The following is a 17,460-nucleotide window of genomic DNA, read 5'->3' as shown; positions in this document are numbered from 1 at the left end:
CGTGAACACAATGGATATTTCCCGACTGACCCCGGATGAAAAGCGCCAGCTTTTGCAGCGCTTGATGGCCGGACAGCAGGCATCCGAAAAAAAGAACTTCCGCCTGAGCCATGCCCAGGAACGTATCTGGTTCGTCGAGCAGATGCAGCCTGGCACAGGCGCATATTCCATACCCGTGGCCATCAGGCTGGAAGGCTCGCTCGACCGCGACAGGCTAAAGACCTGCTTCGATATCGCGGTGCAGCGCCATGAAAGCCTGCGGACGGTTTTCGAGGTTCGGGACGGAGAGCCGTTCCAGGTCGTGGCTTCACAGACAACGGCAGACTTCAGTTTTCACGAACCGGGCAATGATGAAGCCGCACGCGACGCCGCCATAGGCCGCTTCGCGCGGCAACCGTTCAATCTCTCGCAGGGTCCGCTGTTTCGCGTCGGCCTGTTCTCCGTCTCACCTGACGAGCATGTTCTCGTCATGGTGATCCATCACATCATTTCCGACTATTCCTCGTTGCAGATCCTGATCGATGAGGTCTACAGGCTCTATAGCGCAGCCGACGCTCCAGCCATCGGCCAGCTGCCGGCACTCGATATCCAGTACCGCGATTATGCCGAATGGCAGCGCAACGGCACCGCGGCACTTTCAGGCCAGATCGACTACTGGCGCGAACAGCTTCGTGACGCACCGTTGCTGCTTCAACTCCCGTTCGATTTCGCCCGGCCGATGACACAGTCGCTCCACGGCGCCCGGCACAAATTCCGCCTTGGGCCGGACCTCTCCAGCGCCGTCAAGAATCTGGCGAAAAGCCGGAAACTGACGACGTTCATGGTGCTGCTGGCAGCCTATCAGATTCTGCTCGCCCGCCTTTCGAGATCGGACGATATCTGCATCGGCACGACCGCATCAAACCGAAACCGGGCTCAAACCCGCAATCTCATCGGGTTGTTCGTCAACAATCTCGTCATGCGAACCCGCCTGCAGCCGAATGACACGTTCGATACACTCCTCGACAGGGTTCGGGATACGACGCTTGAGGCGCTGTCCAACCAGGATGTTCCGTTTGAGCAGGTGGTGGACGCGCTGAATGTCGAGCGTGACATTGGCCATAACGCCCTGTTCCAGTCGACTTTCGTGCTTCACAATGCGTCCGGTGCAGCTTTCGACCTCGGCGATATCAAAATTACGCCGATCGCGCTCGATTCCGGCGCCTCGCGTTTCGATCTCAGCCTGGACATGCACGAGGGACGGGGAAACGAAGGTTTCAGTGGCGTTTTCGAGTTCAATACGGAACTCTTCCTGCCTGAAACGGTGTCGCGCTTCTCCGGCTATTTCGTCAGACTGCTCGGTGAGCTCGTATCGAACCCCGGTGGCCGCATCGCCGAAATCGACCTGCTGGACGAGACGGAGCATGCGGCCATAGCGGCTGCGAACCGGACAACCATTGCCTTCCCACGGAGAGATGTCGCATCGCTGTTGGAAGAGACGGCACAGGCGCGCGGCTCGTTTGCGGCCGTGCGCTGCGGCGACCGGCAATATTCCCACGGCGATCTCAACGAAGCCGCCAATCGGGTGGCATCCGGTTTGCGTGATCGCATCGGCAGCGGCAAAGATCATCCCCGCATCGCCATCTGCCTGCCGCGTTCTGAGAACCTCGTCATCGCCATCCTCGCGGTGCTGAAACTCGGTGGCCATTACGTGCCTCTCGACCCCACACACCCGGCGGAGCGGCGCGCACTCATTCTCGAGGACTGCAAGCCCGACATCATTCTCAATAGCGAGGGTGAAGATGCGGCATATCCATGCGACTGCACCGCGATTGAACCCCTGCTGCGTATAACCGGCTCCTTCGGTAACCCGCATCGCGAGACGCTGCCTGACGACCTGGCCTATATCATCTACACCTCAGGTTCGACGGGCAGGCCAAAAGGCGTCCCGATCAGGCAGAAAAGCCTGGTCAACCTTCTCACCAGCATGGCGCGGCGGCCGGGCATGTCGGCTGAAGATCGTTTCCTTGCCGTCACCACACCGGCTTTTGATATCGCCACCCTGGAGCTGCTGATGCCGCTTATGGTCGGCGGCCTGCTGATTATCGCCGAAGCCGATGACGTCTATGACGATATGCCGCTTTCGGAGCTCATCCGGAACCACGGCGCGACGATGATGCAGGCGACACCCGCGACATGGCGGCTGATGGCCGATGCCGACTGGAAGGCTCCGGCGGGTTTCAGGATGCTTTGCGGCGGCGAAGCGCTCGAGCCCGGCCTTGCCCGCCGCCTGCTGGCGACCGGCGGCGAATTGTGGAACCTCTACGGCCCGACCGAGACGACCATCTGGTCCACCTGCACCCGCATATGCACTGACCATCTGGAGCTTCCTGCCCTGCCGGTCGGCGATCCGATCGCCAATACGCAGCTTCATCTGCTCGACGACGCGCTGATGCCGGTACCGGCGGGCGTTGTCGGAGAGCTGTATATCGGCGGTGAAGGTCTGAGCCCCGGCTATTTCAACCGGGACGACCTGACGTCGCGTGCATTCGTCGAAGGGCCGGCCGCGGGCTCGAACGGCGGAGGCGAGAGATCGAGGCTCTACCGAACCGGTGACCTGATGCGGCGTTCCGTCGCCGGGCACCTTCTTTATGTCGGCCGCGCCGATTTTCAGGTCAAGCTTCGCGGGTTCCGCATCGAACTCAGCGAGATCGAGGCGATCCTTTCCGCACAGCCATCCATCGAGCAGGCTGTGGTTGCGCTTTTTCAGGACGAGGAAGGGTCAGGCACCCTCGTCGCCTATTGCCGCCACGGAACAAGCCCGGCGGACGAGGACGCAATCCGCGCAGCGCTCGCCTCGCAGCTTCCCTCCTACATGCTTCCCGCCGCCTATGTCTGGATGGATCGCTTTCCATTAAACGCCAATGGCAAGATCGATCGCAAGCGGCTTGAACGACCAAAACAGATCGTATCGTCAGCCGCCTACGCCGCTCCGCTCGAAGGGACCGAACAGATTGTCGCCACCATATGGTGTGAGTTGCTCGGCGCCGAAAAGATCGGCCGTGACGACAATTTCTTCACGGTGGGCGGCCATTCGCTGCTGGCGACGCGGATGCTCGCGCGTTTGCGGGCGTCATTCGCCGTCGACCTGCCGCTGCGCACCATTTTTGAGAGACCCCGACTTGCGGATTTTGCCGGTGCTGTCAAGGCGCTGGTGGCCATGACCGAACGCAGGCCGGAAGTACAGTTGTCCGGACTGTCCAAGCGGGAGCATACCGGCCCAACACCGCTGTCCCATGCACAGAACAGACAATGGGCGCTTGCGCAGCTGGAACCGGACAGCCCGCTCTACAACATCCCGTTTGCCCTGAAGATCAGCGGAGCGCTCGATTTCGAAATCCTCTCGCATGCGCTGGAACTGACGGCGCAAAGACAGGATATCCTGCGCAGCCGGTTCGCTTCCATCGATGGCAAGCCCTTCGTCGAGACCGAGCCGGAGATGACGTTCCGGATCGCGCCGGAGGAGATCGGTGACCGGGAACTCGAGGCTGCCCTGCTCGATTGCGCGCGCCGGCCATTCGATCTTGCCGTTGCGCCGCTCCTGCGCATTCATGCCTTCCGCACCGGCCCGCAGGATCATGTCCTGCTTTTCATATTGCACCACATCATCGGTGACGCCCTTTCAGCCGAAATTCTGCTGAACGACGTTGCGACGTTTTACGCGTCGCTCGCGAAGAACGTTGCGCCGCCAAACGCGGCGCTGCCGCTGCAATATGCGGATTTTGCAATCTGGCAGCGGGAGCAGGACACGACGAAGGAGGTCGATTACTGGCGAAGGACGCTTGCCGGCGCTCCGCCACTGCTGGAATTGCCTACCGATTTTGTCCGGCCCGCCATACAGGGCTTCTCCGGCGAGAGCATCCGCTTCTCGCTCAATGCGGATTTGCTCGCAAGATTGCGCAAACTCTGCGACCAGCAAGGCGCTACCCTTTTTATGGGAATGCTGACAGCGTTCTCGACGCTGCTCCAGCGCGTGAGCGGCATGCGCGATATCGTCATCGGCACGCCGGTCTCCGAGCGGTTCCATCCCGATCTGGAAAACGTCATCGGCATGTTCGCCAATACGCTGGCGATCCGGTTGCAGACGCAGGGCGGCGAAAACTTCAACCAAGCACTGAAGGCAGCCCGCGACACGGCATTAAGCGCTTTCGCCAACCAGGCCGCACCATTTGAGAAAGTGGTGGATGCGCTGTCGCTTCCCCGGACATGGAGCCACAACCCGCTGTTCCAGGCCATGCTCGTCTCGACCGTCGAAACCCGGCGCGGCGCCATCTCGCTCGCCGGCATGGAGTGGGACCGACTGGCGCTGCCCGACACCTCGTCGCGCGTGGACCTGACATTGTTCATCCATGAAACGGCAGAGGAACTGTCGTGCCGCCTCGAATATCGCAGCGATCTCTTCCGCCGGGCGACCATGGAATCGCTTGGCGAAGCCCTCGTCGCCCTGCTCGAAAACATCGTTGAGCGACCTGAACGGCCACTCGACAGGCAGTCACTGGTATCGGGCAACCATCAGAAAAGGCTGCGGCAATGGAACGAGACGGATGCGGAATTTCAGCCGCAGCGGCGCTGCCTGCACGACTTTGTGACAGCAAGTGCCGAAACCAGCCCACAGGCGATAGCCGTTACCGATCAGGACGAGAGCCTGTCCTACGCCGAACTTGACCAGAGAGCCGACCGGCTTGCAAGCGGGCTCGTCGCAGCCGGCATAAGCAGGGGAAAACGGGTCGGTATCCGCCTTGAAAGGAGCGTGGAGCTGGTGGTTGCCATATTGGCAGTTCTTCGCACCGGCGCGGCCTATGTGCCGCTGGACCCGCGTTACCCCGCGGACCGCATAGAATTCATCGCCGCCGACGCCGATCTGGCACTCATTCTGGTCACGACCGAGAAGGATATTTCAACGGTCGGACAGAATTTCCGCTGCATGACGCCGGGCATGGTGGAAAGTCTGGCAGGCGGGGCCGTGCCGACGTCGGCGACGTCAGGCTCCGATCTTGCCTATATCATCTACACATCGGGTTCGACGGGCAGGCCTAAGGGCGTTGCCATCGAACATCGAAACGCCGTTGCTTTCGTGCAATGGTGCCTGCACGCCTTCACGGACGATCAGTTGTCCGGCGTGCTCGCCTCCACGTCGATCTGCTTTGATCTTTCGATCTTCGAAATATTTGCGACGCTTGCAGCGGGCGGACGCATCTTCATGGTCGACGATCTCTTCGCCTTCCCAAGCGCGCCATTTGCAGGTGACGTGACACTGGTGAACACCGTTCCGACGCCGATGTCGGAACTGCTCAAACTCGGCCCTCTGCCGCAGAGCGTGAAAACGGTGTGCCTGGCGGGAGAGCCGCTGCCGCGTGAACTTGTCGCGCGGATTTACGCCAACGACCAGGTGGAAGGCCTCTACAACCTCTACGGTCCCTCGGAGGATACGACTTACTCGACGGTGGCGCCGGTGCCTCCATCGGGGGAATGGTTCGGGATCGGCGTGCCGATTGCCAATACCCGCGCCTATGTGCTTGACGGCGAAATGAACGAGGTGCCGGTTGGGGTGCCCGGCGAACTGTTCCTCTCCGGCAGCGGATTGGCGCGCGGCTACTGGAACCGGCCCGGCCAGACCGCCGAGCGTTTTCTGCCCAATCCCTTTGCCGACTGCAGCCAGCACCGCGTCATGTACCAGACCGGCGATATCGTGCGCAGGCGTGATGATGGCGGCCTCGATTATATGGGGCGCGCTGACCGGCAGCTGAAGCTGAACGGTTTTCGCATCGAGCCGGGTGAAATTGAGGCCGTATTGCTGCAGCAGGAAGGGGTACATGAGGCCGTTGCCGGGCTCTGGCGCGACGCCGCCAATCATCCCCGGCTGGCGATGTGGATTGCCGGCGATCCCGCACTGGAGATCACCAAACTTGTCGCAACCCTCAGGCAACGTTTGCCCGAGCATTTCATTCCCACCCTTGCAACCAGGCTGGATGCGCTTCCGCGCCTGCCGAACGGCAAGCTGGACCGATCCGCGCTACCCGATCCCGCAGCCTATGGCGAACGCGCCCGTGAAACCGCACGTCCGCTCAATGACCAGGAGGGCGTGCTGGCGCAGATATGGCAAGGCTTGCTTGGCTGCCGAGACATCCGGCGAAACGACAATTTCTTCTCGCTTGGCGGCGATTCCATCCTTGCCATCCAGCTGGTTTCGCAGGCCCGCCAGAAGGGATTAAAGATGACCCCGCGCGACGTCTTCCTGCATCCCACGCTCGCATCGCTCGCGGAAGCGACACGCGTGGAATGCACTGCGACTGTCGGGACCGGTCATGCCGGTGATGAAGCTACGCTCGGGGCGATACAGCACTGGCTGCTGGATCAGAACTTGCCCGATCTTGCCCACTGGAACCAGGGATTGATCCTGAAATCCACCCGATCTCTCGATGCCGACCGGCTGGAAAAGGCAATTTACAGGGTACTCGACGAGCATCGATCACTGCGCGCCAGATTTTTGCGCGAAAATGGGCAATGGCAACAGAAATTTGCCCCTCTTTCGGCAATGCCGCCGATGCAGCGACTGGCCGCCGCGGATGAGGACGACGTCACGAATTTTGCTAGAAAGCTTCATGCCAGCTTCGATCTTGGTGCCGGGCCTCTCTTCGGCGCGATCCTGACGACATTGCCCGATGGCTCCGACCGCCTTATCCTCGCAGCCCATCACCTCATCGTCGACGGCGTGTCCTGGCGAATGATCGTTGCGGATATCGAGCGGCATTATCTCGAGGCCAGCACCATTCGCTCCCGCGCAGTTGCGGCTGGCAGCTGGAACAGCCGGCTTTCGCGGTCGGAGCTTTTCGACAGCGAGGAGGAATATTGGCGCCGCATCTGCGAGGAAGACGTCCAGGCGATGCCGCTCGACGATCGGAACGGCAGCAATAACCAATCGGATGCCTTGACCTACCGGCAGACCATCGATGCCGAGACGACGAGGCAACTGCTTCGGGATGTACCGGAATGCTTCAGCATTGCCTCGAACGAGGTCCTGGTCGCAGCCCTTTATCTGGCGCTGCGGCAGTGGAGCGGCCAGCCACACCTGCGCCTAGAAATGGAAAGCCACGGCAGACCGCACCTGTTCGAGGATATCGACGTTTCCGAAACGGTGGGATGGCTGACCGCGCTTTATCCCGTGTTGTTCGATACGCCGGATGATGCAACACCGGACCGCCTGCTTCTCGACGTCAAGGACACGTTGCGGCGAATTCCCAACAACGGCGTCGGTTTCGGCGTTCTGAAATATCTGCGCAAGGCTGAGCATTTGGACTACGGCAAACCGCAGGTCCGCTTCAACTATCTCGGCCAGATGGATGCCATGTTCGCAGCAGATAGCCTGTTTGCGCCTTCCGGCATCACATCCGGCGCGATGTACGGTGCCGCCAACCCGCGTGATACGATCCTCGAGATCAACGCCATGGTCGTGCGCGGTGAGTTGCAATTGCAGTGGGTCTATGGGCCCCAACTGCATTCCGAAGACACCATCAGGACACTGGCGGACCATTTCCGGGACAATCTTGAAACGCTGATCCAGCATTGCCTCACCGGTTCAGGTGCGGGTTTCAGCCCTTCTGATTTCCCGCTGATGGATCTCGGCCAGGACGAACTCGACAATCTGCTAAAGAGCTTGTGACACTATGGACAATCGCCCCCTTGAAAGCAGCCGCCGCTCGGCTATCGAAAACATCTATCCGCTGTCACCCATGCAGGAAGGATTGCTGTTCCACTCCATCGCCACCCCCGACGAAGGCGTCTACGTGCCGCAGATCGTCCTTCAACTACGGGGCGCCGTCGATCCGCAGATCATGCATGATTGCTGGAGCGAGATGGTGTCGCGTCATGCGGTTCTGCGCACCACCTTCCGTTGGGAAGAAAGAGACGAACCGTTTCAGGTGGTCCACAGCGATGCCGGCCTTGCCTGGTCGCAACTGGATTGGTCCGGTATCGATGTGGAGGAGCAGCAGGCACGCCTCGCCACACTTTTATCCACCAACCGACGGCAGGCTTTCGATCTGAAGACGGCTCCCCTGATCCGCCTGCAATGGATCGATTACGGCGGCGAAAATTCGCGTCTCGTGCTTCAGTACCACCATATCATTCTCGACGGATGGTCGGCGGGCCGCATCGTCGAAGACGCCTTCCGGACCTATCAGAGACGCTGCGGTTCATCACGTCCGCCACTGCCCGCACCGCGGCCTTATGTGGATTATATTGCCTGGCTGAAAAGCAGGAAACGTGAGGCGACACGTGCGTTCTGGACGGATTACACGGCGAAGATCGAGGTGCCGTGCAGGATGACCCGCGACGCCACCGGAGGCGAGGCCGATTTCTCCAGTCATCACCTGACCTGCGCTTCCGCGGTTTCCACGCAGGCGGCAAAGCTGTGCAGGGAGATCGGGATTACCCCCAATACCCTGCTACAGGCCGCGCTTGCCATCGTCATCGCCCGCAAGACCCGCAGCAGACACGTCGTCTTCGGCGCGACGACAGCCGCGCGACCTCCCGAACTCCAGGGTGTGGAAAACATGGTCGGCCTGTTCATCAACACGCTGCCGGTCTGCATCAACGTTGAAAACGGCCCTCTTGCGCCGTGGTTGCAGACATTGCAGCAACGCCAGTCCGCCTGTGCGGAGCACGACTATCTTCCGCTACGCGAGATACAGGCCGGGCGGGGCGATCTTTTCGACTGCCTGCTGGTCTTTGAAAACTATCCGGTGCCGCAGGATATTACGGCGGAGGCGGCATTCGCCGTGACCGGCGTCGAGGTCGATGAATGGACCCACTATCCCCTCACCCTGTTTGCCGTTGCCGACGCCACGAAAATCTCGATTTCCGCTCGATACGACAGGCGCCGCATTGCTGAGCAGGAAATAGAGGAGTTTCTGAATGAGCTTGGCGCGACAATCGGCGAGATGGCCGGCGGCGCTCCGACGGTTCCGCACGTATCCGCTACGGACACAAGGCCGGTCGATGTCGCCAAGCCTGCTCTGCCTTCGGTGGCGGAAACATACCGTGATCAACCCCTTCCCGCGACCGCCTGGACAGAAACGGAAGAAAGGATTGCCCGGATCTGGGCAGAGGTTCTGAAAGTTGACGCCCAGCACAACAGCGATAATTTCTTCGACCTCGGCGGCCACTCGCTTCTGGCGGCCAGGGTCGTCAACCGGGTGCGGAGAGAATTTGCGATCAATTTTCCCGTAAAAGTCCTGTTCGACCGTCCGGTCCTTGCGGCATTTGCGGCTTTCATCGATGCGCTAAAGGCAACCGCCGCGCCCGTCGGCGAACACAATGCGATTGAAATATGATGAGAGGAGCCCCGATGACAGTTGGCCCCCGATTGATCTGCCTTCCGCCGGCCGGCGCCGGCCCGAGCCTGTTCCGGTCATGGGTACAGAATTCCCAGAGCGTCTTTGACGTCGTCCCGGTCGCCCTGCCGGGTCGCGAGGCGCATTTCACCAAGCCGCTGCCGCACGATATCCAGAGCCTTGCCGACCATGTCGCAAACGAAATCACCGGGCTGCTGCAGGCTCCTTATGCCCTGTTCGGTTATTCCATGGGCGCGGTTGTGGCCTATGAGCTGTTACGGCACCTGTCACTCCGGCGCCTGCCGCTTCCCGACGCCTTCTACATTCTCGGCTCCAACGCGCCCGACCGTGTCCTTGAAGGACGTGAGCCTATCCACAGCATGACGCGCGAGGATTTTCATCAATCACTGGTCGAGATCGGCGGCACGCCGGACGAAATATTGCGCGACAGGGAGGCCATGGCCCTGTTCGAGCCGGTTCTGCGCAATGATTTTCGCATTTGCGAGACCTATCAATTTACCCCGCCGCATCTGCCCGTGACATTTCCGGTCCATGTCTTCGTTGCCGATGCCGACCATCTCGTCAGCTGGAAGGCGGCAGGTGCCTGGGAAAACTGTATCGGCCAAGACATCACGATGCATCGGATCGAAGGGTCGCATATGCTCGCGCCACAGGCCTTCGCACACTTCATTGGAAAACTGGGCCAATTATGGCAAACCGATCAGGTGCAGGCTTGCGCTGTTTCAACCAGAACGGCATGAGCCTGATTTGCGATGCCAAACTGATGGATACGGCAGACAATGAGAGATCACGAGACAGCCGGCGTCTCCGCCGCCGATAGTCTGACGGAAGCGACTGCCCTCCAGCAGTCCATGTGGCCGGAGGTGCCCTGCAGCGCCGGCCCGATGCTTGCCGGCTGGACAACGTCCGCAGCGCTGTTCTCCAGTCCATCGGCGCTGGAGGAATTCCTGGATTATGAGGGATCCTTCGATCCCGGTGTCGATCTCAAGAGCCGCGCCGCATTCCTGATGAGCGACTATTGCTACATTTTTTTCATGGCCACGGTTCCGCTGCTGGTGGGTCGCAGCGTGGTGCCTGATGTGTCGCCCGAAGCCGTTTCATTGCAGTTCTATACCCATCATGGTGAACATGACGGGGAACCGATGACGGTGCGGCGGGCACATGTCCGGCTGTTGTCGCCGCAGATCTTTACGGATCGGGATGCCGGACCTTTTTCGACGGTCACGGACCATGCGGGCCTTTGCGAAAGGTTCCGCATCGGCGTTGAGCAACATTTCCATCCGCTGGTGGAAGCACTGGCAAAAAGGACCGGATTTTCGAAAAATGCGCAATGGCGGCTGGTGGGAGACGCGATGGCCGGCAGATTTCTCGATGTCGGAAGACGGTTCGGCTGTCTCACCGAGGCGATGGCCTCGGCCATGGCGATCGTCAAGGTACAGGGATCGCCGCTGAACAACCGCCAGCTGGGTTATTTCGACCTCACCCTGCATGACAGCGCCTTAAAAGAACCCTTCACCTACACGTTTCGGGCGCGCGGTGGATGCTGCCGGTATTATACCGTAGAGGGTGCGGAAAAGTGCCCCACATGCGTGCTGAAGTCGCACGAAGAGCGTGACGACATTCTTCTCCAGGAAATGCGCGCCCATTTCTGCCTAAAATAAGATTATTATTTTCAATAATTTTTTTTACTCGGGAGTCCCATAGCGCCGCCTTTGATCGTCTTCAGCATGAGTGGGCGGATATTGCCGCCTTTTGTCTGAAACGCTTATCAAGTGCGCGGGAGCGGGGGCTTCAATGGAATGCAAGGGAATTAACGGCAGAACGGCTAGAACCGGACTGGCGGGATGGGTAGCGCTGCTGCTCACAACTTCGTTTTCTGCTCTGGCCTTAAATGTGCCGGCCGCAGCACAGACGGCCGGTCAGGCCAGCACCGCGCCACGGCAGATTTCCATTGCCGCCGGGCCGCTGACCTCCGCGCTCAATCAGCTTGCCACACAAACCGGCCTGCAGATTCTCTTTGACGGGTCCGTTGCCAATGGCAAAACGTCTCGCGGCGCCAGCGGCAATCTCACACCCTCTCAGGCGCTCGCCGCGGTGCTTGCAGGGACTGGTGTCCAGTCGCGGTTTGCCGGCCAAAATCAGATCGCCCTCAGCCTTGCGGCGGCACCTGCCAATGCCGCAGCCGTCGCTGCCGACGGTACAACCCAGCTGCAGGCCATCACGATTTACGGCTCACGCAACGCCACGACGCTTGCCAGCACATCCTCGAGCATCGGTATCGTCAACGCGGAACAGATCTCCGACGGGCAGATAAGGAGTTTCCGCGACAGCTTCCGCCGCATGGGGAACGTCATGGATGGCGACTGGGCGGATGCCGGTTTCATCATTCGTGGCGTCAGCTCCGAGGGCCTTGTTCCCGGTGGCGCGCCTCTTGCCACGCTTTACATTGACGGCGTTCAGCAGACGGTGCGTGGCGCGCGTCGCGGGGCACGCGGGTTGTTTGACGTCGAGCAGGTCGAAGTCTATCGCGGCCCACAGTCCACCCTGTCCGGGCGCGCTGCCATGGCGGGTGCGATTTACATCAAGACCAAGGATCCCACATTCGAAAAAGAGGCCGAACTTTCGACCACGATCGCCACCGGCAATCTCTACGGCACCGGTTTCATGTTCAATACGCCGCTGGTAGACGATCAGATCGCCATTCGCATGTCTGGCGAGATTCAGCGTAGCAAGAACGATATCAATTACCCCACCTTCGAGCGTTATGAGAACTATAACGAGTTCACACACGACTTTTATTACCAGGTCCGGGGCAAGGTGCTATTTGAACCGGCGGAAATGCCGGAGACGCGCGCCCTTCTCAGCTACTCGTTTTCGCATGACAACCCCGCTGTTCGCGATATCGGCGGTCCCGCTGGCTCCATCCCTTTCAGCTTCGACCAGAAACGCGGCGATTATCTGCTTCCGGCCTACATAGAATATCGCCCGACCGACGTGCATAATGTCGGACTGGAAGTAACGCATGACTTTTCAGACGAGCTAAAGCTGACGTCACTTTCGGCCTTCAGCTATTCCGATGCCGATCGTCTCTCGGTCAATTACGGAACCCCAGGCGAAATCAACACCTATCACGGCTACTACAAGGAATGGATCGCCTCCCAGGAAGTTCGCCTCAATTATGAAGGTGACAAATGGGACTGGGTCGGTGGCGTCTATTTTTCTTATGAAGATGAGAAGAATTTCTACGATCGTACCATTCCGCTGACAGCCACTGTCAACCGCAACCAAGTTCAGCACAACACGCAGAAATCGTTCAATGCCGCCCTGTTCGGAGAGGCGACATACGAGTTCGTTCCGACATGGAAAATCACCGTCGGCGGCCGGCTGGACTATACGGATCAGGATATAACCCAAAATCTGGTGCGGACCCAGCCTCTTGGCGGCGCGAAGACCGTTCTGACGGACTACGCCGCGTCCTTCAGCGAGGTCAATTTCGTACCGAAAATCGGCCTTTCGAAAGAGCTGACGGATACACAGACTGTCGGGATTACCTATTCCCAGGGTTTCCGGACAGGTGGCGCGAGTTACGATTCCTATCGGCGAACGGCCTACAACTACGAACCCGAAACGGCGTCAACCTACGAGATTTTCTACAAAGGCTCGTTCATGGATGACCGGCTGACCGTCAATTCAAACGTGTTCCTCACCAAATATTCCGATCAGCAGGTTCTGATGCAGCTCGATCCGACGGATCTGCTAAGCCGGCGCATCATCAACGCGGCCTCGTCGGAGGCATGGGGCTTCGAATTCGAGCCGTCGTTCAAGGTCACCGACAACCTCGAAACCTTCGCATCGCTTGGATACGTCCATACCGAGTTCAAGAACTTCAACGATCTGACCTACGGTAATCTGTCCGGCCTGCCATTCCCGGAAGCGCCGGAGTGGTCGCTGGGTCTTGGCGCTCGCTACACCTTCGATAACGGCGTTTATGTCGGTGCCGACGCCAAATATACCTCGAGCTACCTGGCCCGTCTGGGCAGCCTGCCGCATGATTATCTCGACAGCCGTTGGATCGTGAACCTGCAGGCGGGCTACAAGACAGAGCGGTGGGAAATCAACGCCTTCGCACAGAACCTGCTGGACGAGAAATATTTTGTCTACAACGACAACAATATTGCCGCCACGCTCGGCGAGCGCCGCAGCGTCGGTCTGAACATGAAGGTCAAATTCTGATCCATTTCCTGCGCGGCTCCATGCCGCGCAGGCTTCCATTTCTGGAGTAATGAATGATCCTGCGGTCGTTTCTCATCTTGCTGATAGGACTTTTTGCCTCCGGCGCCTCGGCGCAATGTTCGGGCCGTTCCCTCACGACAGGGGTTTATGGCGCACCGATCTGCGTGCCGGACACGCCCCGCAGGATCGTCGTGCTCGATCCCTTCTACAATCTGGGAATGGCGCTTGAACTCGGCCTGCCTTTGGTCGGCGCGCCGCTTATGTCCGTTCAGGACCACGAACTGAAGGAAAAAGCCGACAAGGCTACGGTCTCCGATATTGGCGAGGCCCGGCAGCCCAGTCTCGAGCGCATCGTGGCCCTGAAGCCGGACTTGATTGTTGGGGACGCAGCCCTGCACGGCCAGTCCTACCAGAACTTCGCCAAGATTGCGCCGACCGCGCTCATCGATGCAAAGAACTGGAAGGACCATTTCCGCACATTGGCGCTCCTTTCGGGAAAAAGTGATGAGGCGACGCAGATGCTGGCCGGTTACGAAAAACGTGTTGTCGCCATCAGAGATAAAACTGCTTCCCATAAGGTGTCGGTGCTACGGGTGACGCCAAGCGGTTTTCATGTCTATCTTGACGGTCCGGCCGCTTATGCGCCCTACGAGGTTCTTCGTGATGCCGGCGTAAAACGCAGCGCTTACGAAACGACTGAGGACAACACGGTCTTCAAACGGCCCGAATGGGAGGACCTCTCCCTCCTCGACGGAGACATCCTGCTTTACGTCGTTGCCGGCAGATACGATACGACCATGGACGATGCGCTTGCCGACCGCACGACCAGCAACCCCTTCTGGCAAATGTTGCCGGCAGTCGCATCCGGAAACGCCCACCGGGTAAAGCGCGAAACATGGATGAGCTTCAACGGCATCGGCTCCGCCAACAAAGTTCTCGATGACATCGAACAATATCTGCTGGACAAGCCGTGACATCGTTTCGCGGACTATCGAAGGCAGAAAGACCGATACATGCTCGTCGGGAGGAATTTTTCTGCTCGGTCCTGCTTTTGCTCGCCATTGCTGGCCTGCTGGTTTGCGCAATGCTGGCAATAATGGCTGGCCCGGCGCCCCTTTCACCGTCGACGGTGTTCTCTGCAATCTTCCGCTTTGACGGCTCGCGTGATCATCTCGTCGTGACGTTGCTGCGCTTGCCACGCGTCGCGGCGGCCATGATCGCAGGAGCGGGCCTGGCCGTTTCAGGCGCAATCATGCAGGCGGTGACAAAAAACCCTCTGGCTTCGCCGGGGCTCCTCGGCATCAACGCCGGCGCGGCTTTTGCAGTCGTCGCCAGCCTGTCGATCATGGGTGTTTCGGGCGACGCGCTGGTCTGGTATGCCTTTGGCGGCGCGGCTTTTGCTGCGCTCTGCGTTTTCTTCATCGGTTCTGTCGGCCATGCGGGCGCAACCCCGCTGATCATGGTGCTGGCCGGAGCGGTGGTCGCGACATTCCTCACATCCCTGACCACGGCAATTCTGATCTTCGACCAGACGACACTCGATGCCGTGCGCCTATGGACCGTCGGTTCCTTGAGCGGCCGGACGATGGAGCACGTCTTCACTGTGGTGCCATATTGGCTTGCAGGACTGCTCGGATCGCTGCTGCTCGCCCGTCATCTGACGACACTCAGCCTTGGCACGGATGTCGCCACGGCGCTCGGCCAGAACCCTGCCCTTTGGCGCAGCCTGTCAGTCGTGATCGTCATTCTCCTCTCCGGCAGCGCCGTCGCACTTGTCGGGCCTGTCGGCTTCGTCGGCCTTGTCGTACCGCATATCGTTCGCCTCGCCATCAGCGTGGATTACCGGTGGGTCATTCCCTTCAGCGCCGTCATCGGTGCGATCTTGGTTGTTATCGCCGATCTCGCCGGACGGATCATCCTCGCCAACCAGAGTTTCCCCGTCGGCGTGACGATGGCCCTGATCGGAGCGCCATTTTTCCTCTGGCTGGCGCGCTATCGCGCGGGGGCAGGCAGGCCGTGACACGCGCAATAACTGTTCTGATCATTCTCAACCTTCTGGCCGTCATTGCCGCCATGACCTGGGGTGACCAGTCGATTGCCTGGCGTGATGTCGCCAATGCCCTCATCGGCAGTGCGCCGGCCGATCTGCACATGATCGTTGTCGAATTCCGGCTTTCACGAGCAATGCTGGCTCTGCTCGCCGGCACGGGCCTTGCCGTTGCGGGCACAATCTCGCAGACCGTCATGCGCAATCCGCTGGCAGAGCCCGGCGTTCTGGGTATCAATGCAGGGGCGGCGCTCGTCGCAAGCGTGGTTATCATCCTTTTTGCAGATGTTTCGCCAGCCGTTCTGCCCTGGGCGGGTTTTGCGGGGGCCGTCACGATGGCGGCGGCCGTCTACGCGCTCGCCTGGAAACGTGGCACGTCCTCTCTCCGGATCATCCTCGTCGGTATAGGCCTCAGCGCCATGGCCGGCGCGGGAACCAGCTTTCTGACCGCATTCGGCAATGTCATGGATGTGCAGCGCGCAATGATCTGGCTTTCGGGCAGCGTCTACGGCGCTGACTGGACCAAGGTCAAAAGCCTTCTGCTCTGGCTTTCCGTTCCGCTGGCTCTGACCTGGTTCTCCTGCCGGCAGCTGGACCTCATCCGTTTCGGCGACGATGTGGCGACCGGGCTTGGACAGAAGGTCAACCTCGTGCGTGCATTCCTGATATTGCTCTGCACGCTGATATCAGGCGCCACCGTCGCGATGGTGGGACTGGTGGGGTCTGTCGGCCTCATCGCCCCGCACGTTGCGCGGCGGATCGTTGGCCCTGCCCATCGGGCCCTCATTCCGGTTGCCGCTCTGACAGGCAGCCTCTTGCTGTTGGTCGCCGATATTATCGGCCGCACGGTCATCGCACCGGCGCAGCTGCCAGCCGGTATCGTCACAGCCCTGCTGGGGGCTCCGTTTTTTGCCTATCTTCTGAAGGGCCGCCGGCATGCATGAAGATTATCGCCTCGCGACACGCAATCTGTCCCTTGGATATAACGGCGCCGTCATTGTCGAAGACCTTAACCTGAAAATTCCGTCCGGGCATTTCACCGTTCTCGTCGGGAAAAACGGATGCGGCAAATCCACGATATTGCGTGCACTCGCCGGACTTCTCAGCCCCATGAAAGGCGAGATATTTCTGGACGGCACATCGACACGGAAAATTCCATCGCGGGAACGAGCAAAACACATCGGCGTCCTCACGCAGGGGCCACAGGCTCCTGAGGGGTTGTCGGTCGCCGAACTGGTCCGGCAAGGGCGTTATCCCCATCGCAGACTGTTCGAGCGCTGGTCCAGCCGTGACGAAGATGCGTGCACCCATGCTCTCGACCTTACCGATATGACATCGCTTTCCAGCCGTCCGGTAGAGGCTCTCTCCGGCGGCCAGCGGCAGCGCGCCTGGATCGCGATGACGCTCGCCCAGGAAACGGACATCCTTCTTCTGGATGAACCCACGACTTTCCTTGATCTCGCCCACCAGATCGAAATACTCGATCTCATCAGGCTGCTTGTTCATGATCAGGGCCGCACCATCGTTGCGGTCCTCCACGATCTTAACCAGGCTGCCCGTTACGCCGACGAAATCGTTCTTGTCAGGGACGGCAGGATATTCGACGCTGGCGCCCCAGGTGCCGTCATCACGGCGAAAAATGTCCTCGATGTCTTTGGCGTCAACGCCGTTATCATGCCGGATCCGATTTCGGGAACACCGATGTGCGTGCCCGTTCCATCACAGACCCAAGGCAAGTGACCTGTGGCTGCCACGCAACATTCCCGGGGTTTTTCGTAAAAGATAGAT

At 59.8% G+C, this 17,460-nt stretch carries 9 protein-coding genes; all 9 read left to right on the top strand.

All coding sequences use genetic code 11. The features are described from left to right. The first annotated feature begins 10 nt into the window (after nucleotides 1-10). Nucleotides 11-7,699 carry an amino acid adenylation domain-containing protein gene (locus NYR50_RS20610; protein WP_418138283.1) on the top strand — a complete coding sequence of 2,563 codons (7,689 nt, stop codon included), beginning with the start codon at nucleotides 11-13 and terminating at the stop codon, nucleotides 7,697-7,699. Between the two features lie 4 nt (nucleotides 7,700-7,703). Then, entirely contained in the window at nucleotides 7,704-9,371 is a 1,668-nt protein-coding gene (locus NYR50_RS20605; protein WP_174010157.1) for a condensation domain-containing protein, read from the top strand. A 14-nt stretch (nucleotides 9,372-9,385) separates the two neighbouring features. Beyond that, on the top strand, nucleotides 9,386-10,132 hold the full coding sequence (locus NYR50_RS20600; RefSeq protein ID WP_174010159.1) for a thioesterase II family protein: 747 nt from the start codon (nucleotides 9,386-9,388) through the stop codon (nucleotides 10,130-10,132). A 39-nt stretch (nucleotides 10,133-10,171) separates the two neighbouring features. Next, nucleotides 10,172-11,053: a (2Fe-2S)-binding protein gene (locus NYR50_RS20595; RefSeq protein ID WP_174010161.1), complete on the top strand. Its 882-nt coding sequence runs from the start codon at nucleotides 10,172-10,174 to the stop codon at nucleotides 11,051-11,053. Nucleotides 11,054-11,285: 232 nt separating this feature from the next. Next, nucleotides 11,286-13,625: a TonB-dependent receptor domain-containing protein gene (locus tag NYR50_RS20590; RefSeq protein WP_272447985.1), complete on the top strand. Its 2,340-nt coding sequence runs from the start codon at nucleotides 11,286-11,288 to the stop codon at nucleotides 13,623-13,625. A gap of 53 nt (nucleotides 13,626-13,678) precedes the next feature. Further along, nucleotides 13,679-14,599 (top strand): iron-siderophore ABC transporter substrate-binding protein, encoded by a 921-nt coding sequence (locus NYR50_RS20585; protein ID WP_174010165.1) that lies wholly within the window; start codon nucleotides 13,679-13,681, stop codon nucleotides 14,597-14,599. Further along, nucleotides 14,596-15,645 carry an iron ABC transporter permease gene (locus tag NYR50_RS20580; RefSeq protein WP_174010167.1) on the top strand — a complete coding sequence of 350 codons (1,050 nt, stop codon included), beginning with the start codon at nucleotides 14,596-14,598 and terminating at the stop codon, nucleotides 15,643-15,645. The genes NYR50_RS20585 and NYR50_RS20580 overlap by 4 nt, the downstream gene beginning before the upstream one ends. Then, entirely contained in the window at nucleotides 15,642-16,616 is a 975-nt protein-coding gene (locus NYR50_RS20575; RefSeq protein WP_174010169.1) for a FecCD family ABC transporter permease, read from the top strand. The genes NYR50_RS20580 and NYR50_RS20575 overlap by 4 nt, the downstream gene beginning before the upstream one ends. Then, entirely contained in the window at nucleotides 16,609-17,412 is an 804-nt protein-coding gene (locus NYR50_RS20570; protein ID WP_174010172.1) for an ABC transporter ATP-binding protein, read from the top strand. Before NYR50_RS20575 ends, NYR50_RS20570 begins: the two co-directional genes overlap by 8 nt. Nucleotides 17,413-17,460 lie beyond the last annotated feature (48 nt).

Origin of the sequence: Agrobacterium sp. El2ro-1b (assembly GCF_048298475.1) — a bacterium.
GTDB lineage: Bacteria > Pseudomonadota > Alphaproteobacteria > Rhizobiales > Rhizobiaceae > Agrobacterium > Agrobacterium fabrum.
Note: the sequence above shows the minus strand (reverse complement) of the source record. Positions and strands in the feature narration are given on the sequence as shown.

Excerpts from the sequence above, each read along its gene's own strand:
- NYR50_RS20610 (WP_418138283.1), top strand. The coding sequence starts at position 11 with ATGGATATTTCCCGACTGACCCCGGATGAAAAGCGCCAGCTTTTGCAG.
- NYR50_RS20605 (WP_174010157.1), top strand. The coding sequence starts at position 7,704 with ATGGACAATCGCCCCCTTGAAAGCAGCCGCCGCTCGGCTATCGAAAAC.
- NYR50_RS20600 (WP_174010159.1), top strand. The coding sequence starts at position 9,386 with ATGACAGTTGGCCCCCGATTGATCTGCCTTCCGCCGGCCGGCGCCGGC.
- NYR50_RS20595 (WP_174010161.1), top strand. The coding sequence starts at position 10,172 with ATGAGAGATCACGAGACAGCCGGCGTCTCCGCCGCCGATAGTCTGACG.
- NYR50_RS20585 (WP_174010165.1), top strand. The coding sequence starts at position 13,679 with ATGATCCTGCGGTCGTTTCTCATCTTGCTGATAGGACTTTTTGCCTCC.
- NYR50_RS20570 (WP_174010172.1), top strand. The coding sequence starts at position 16,609 with ATGCATGAAGATTATCGCCTCGCGACACGCAATCTGTCCCTTGGATAT.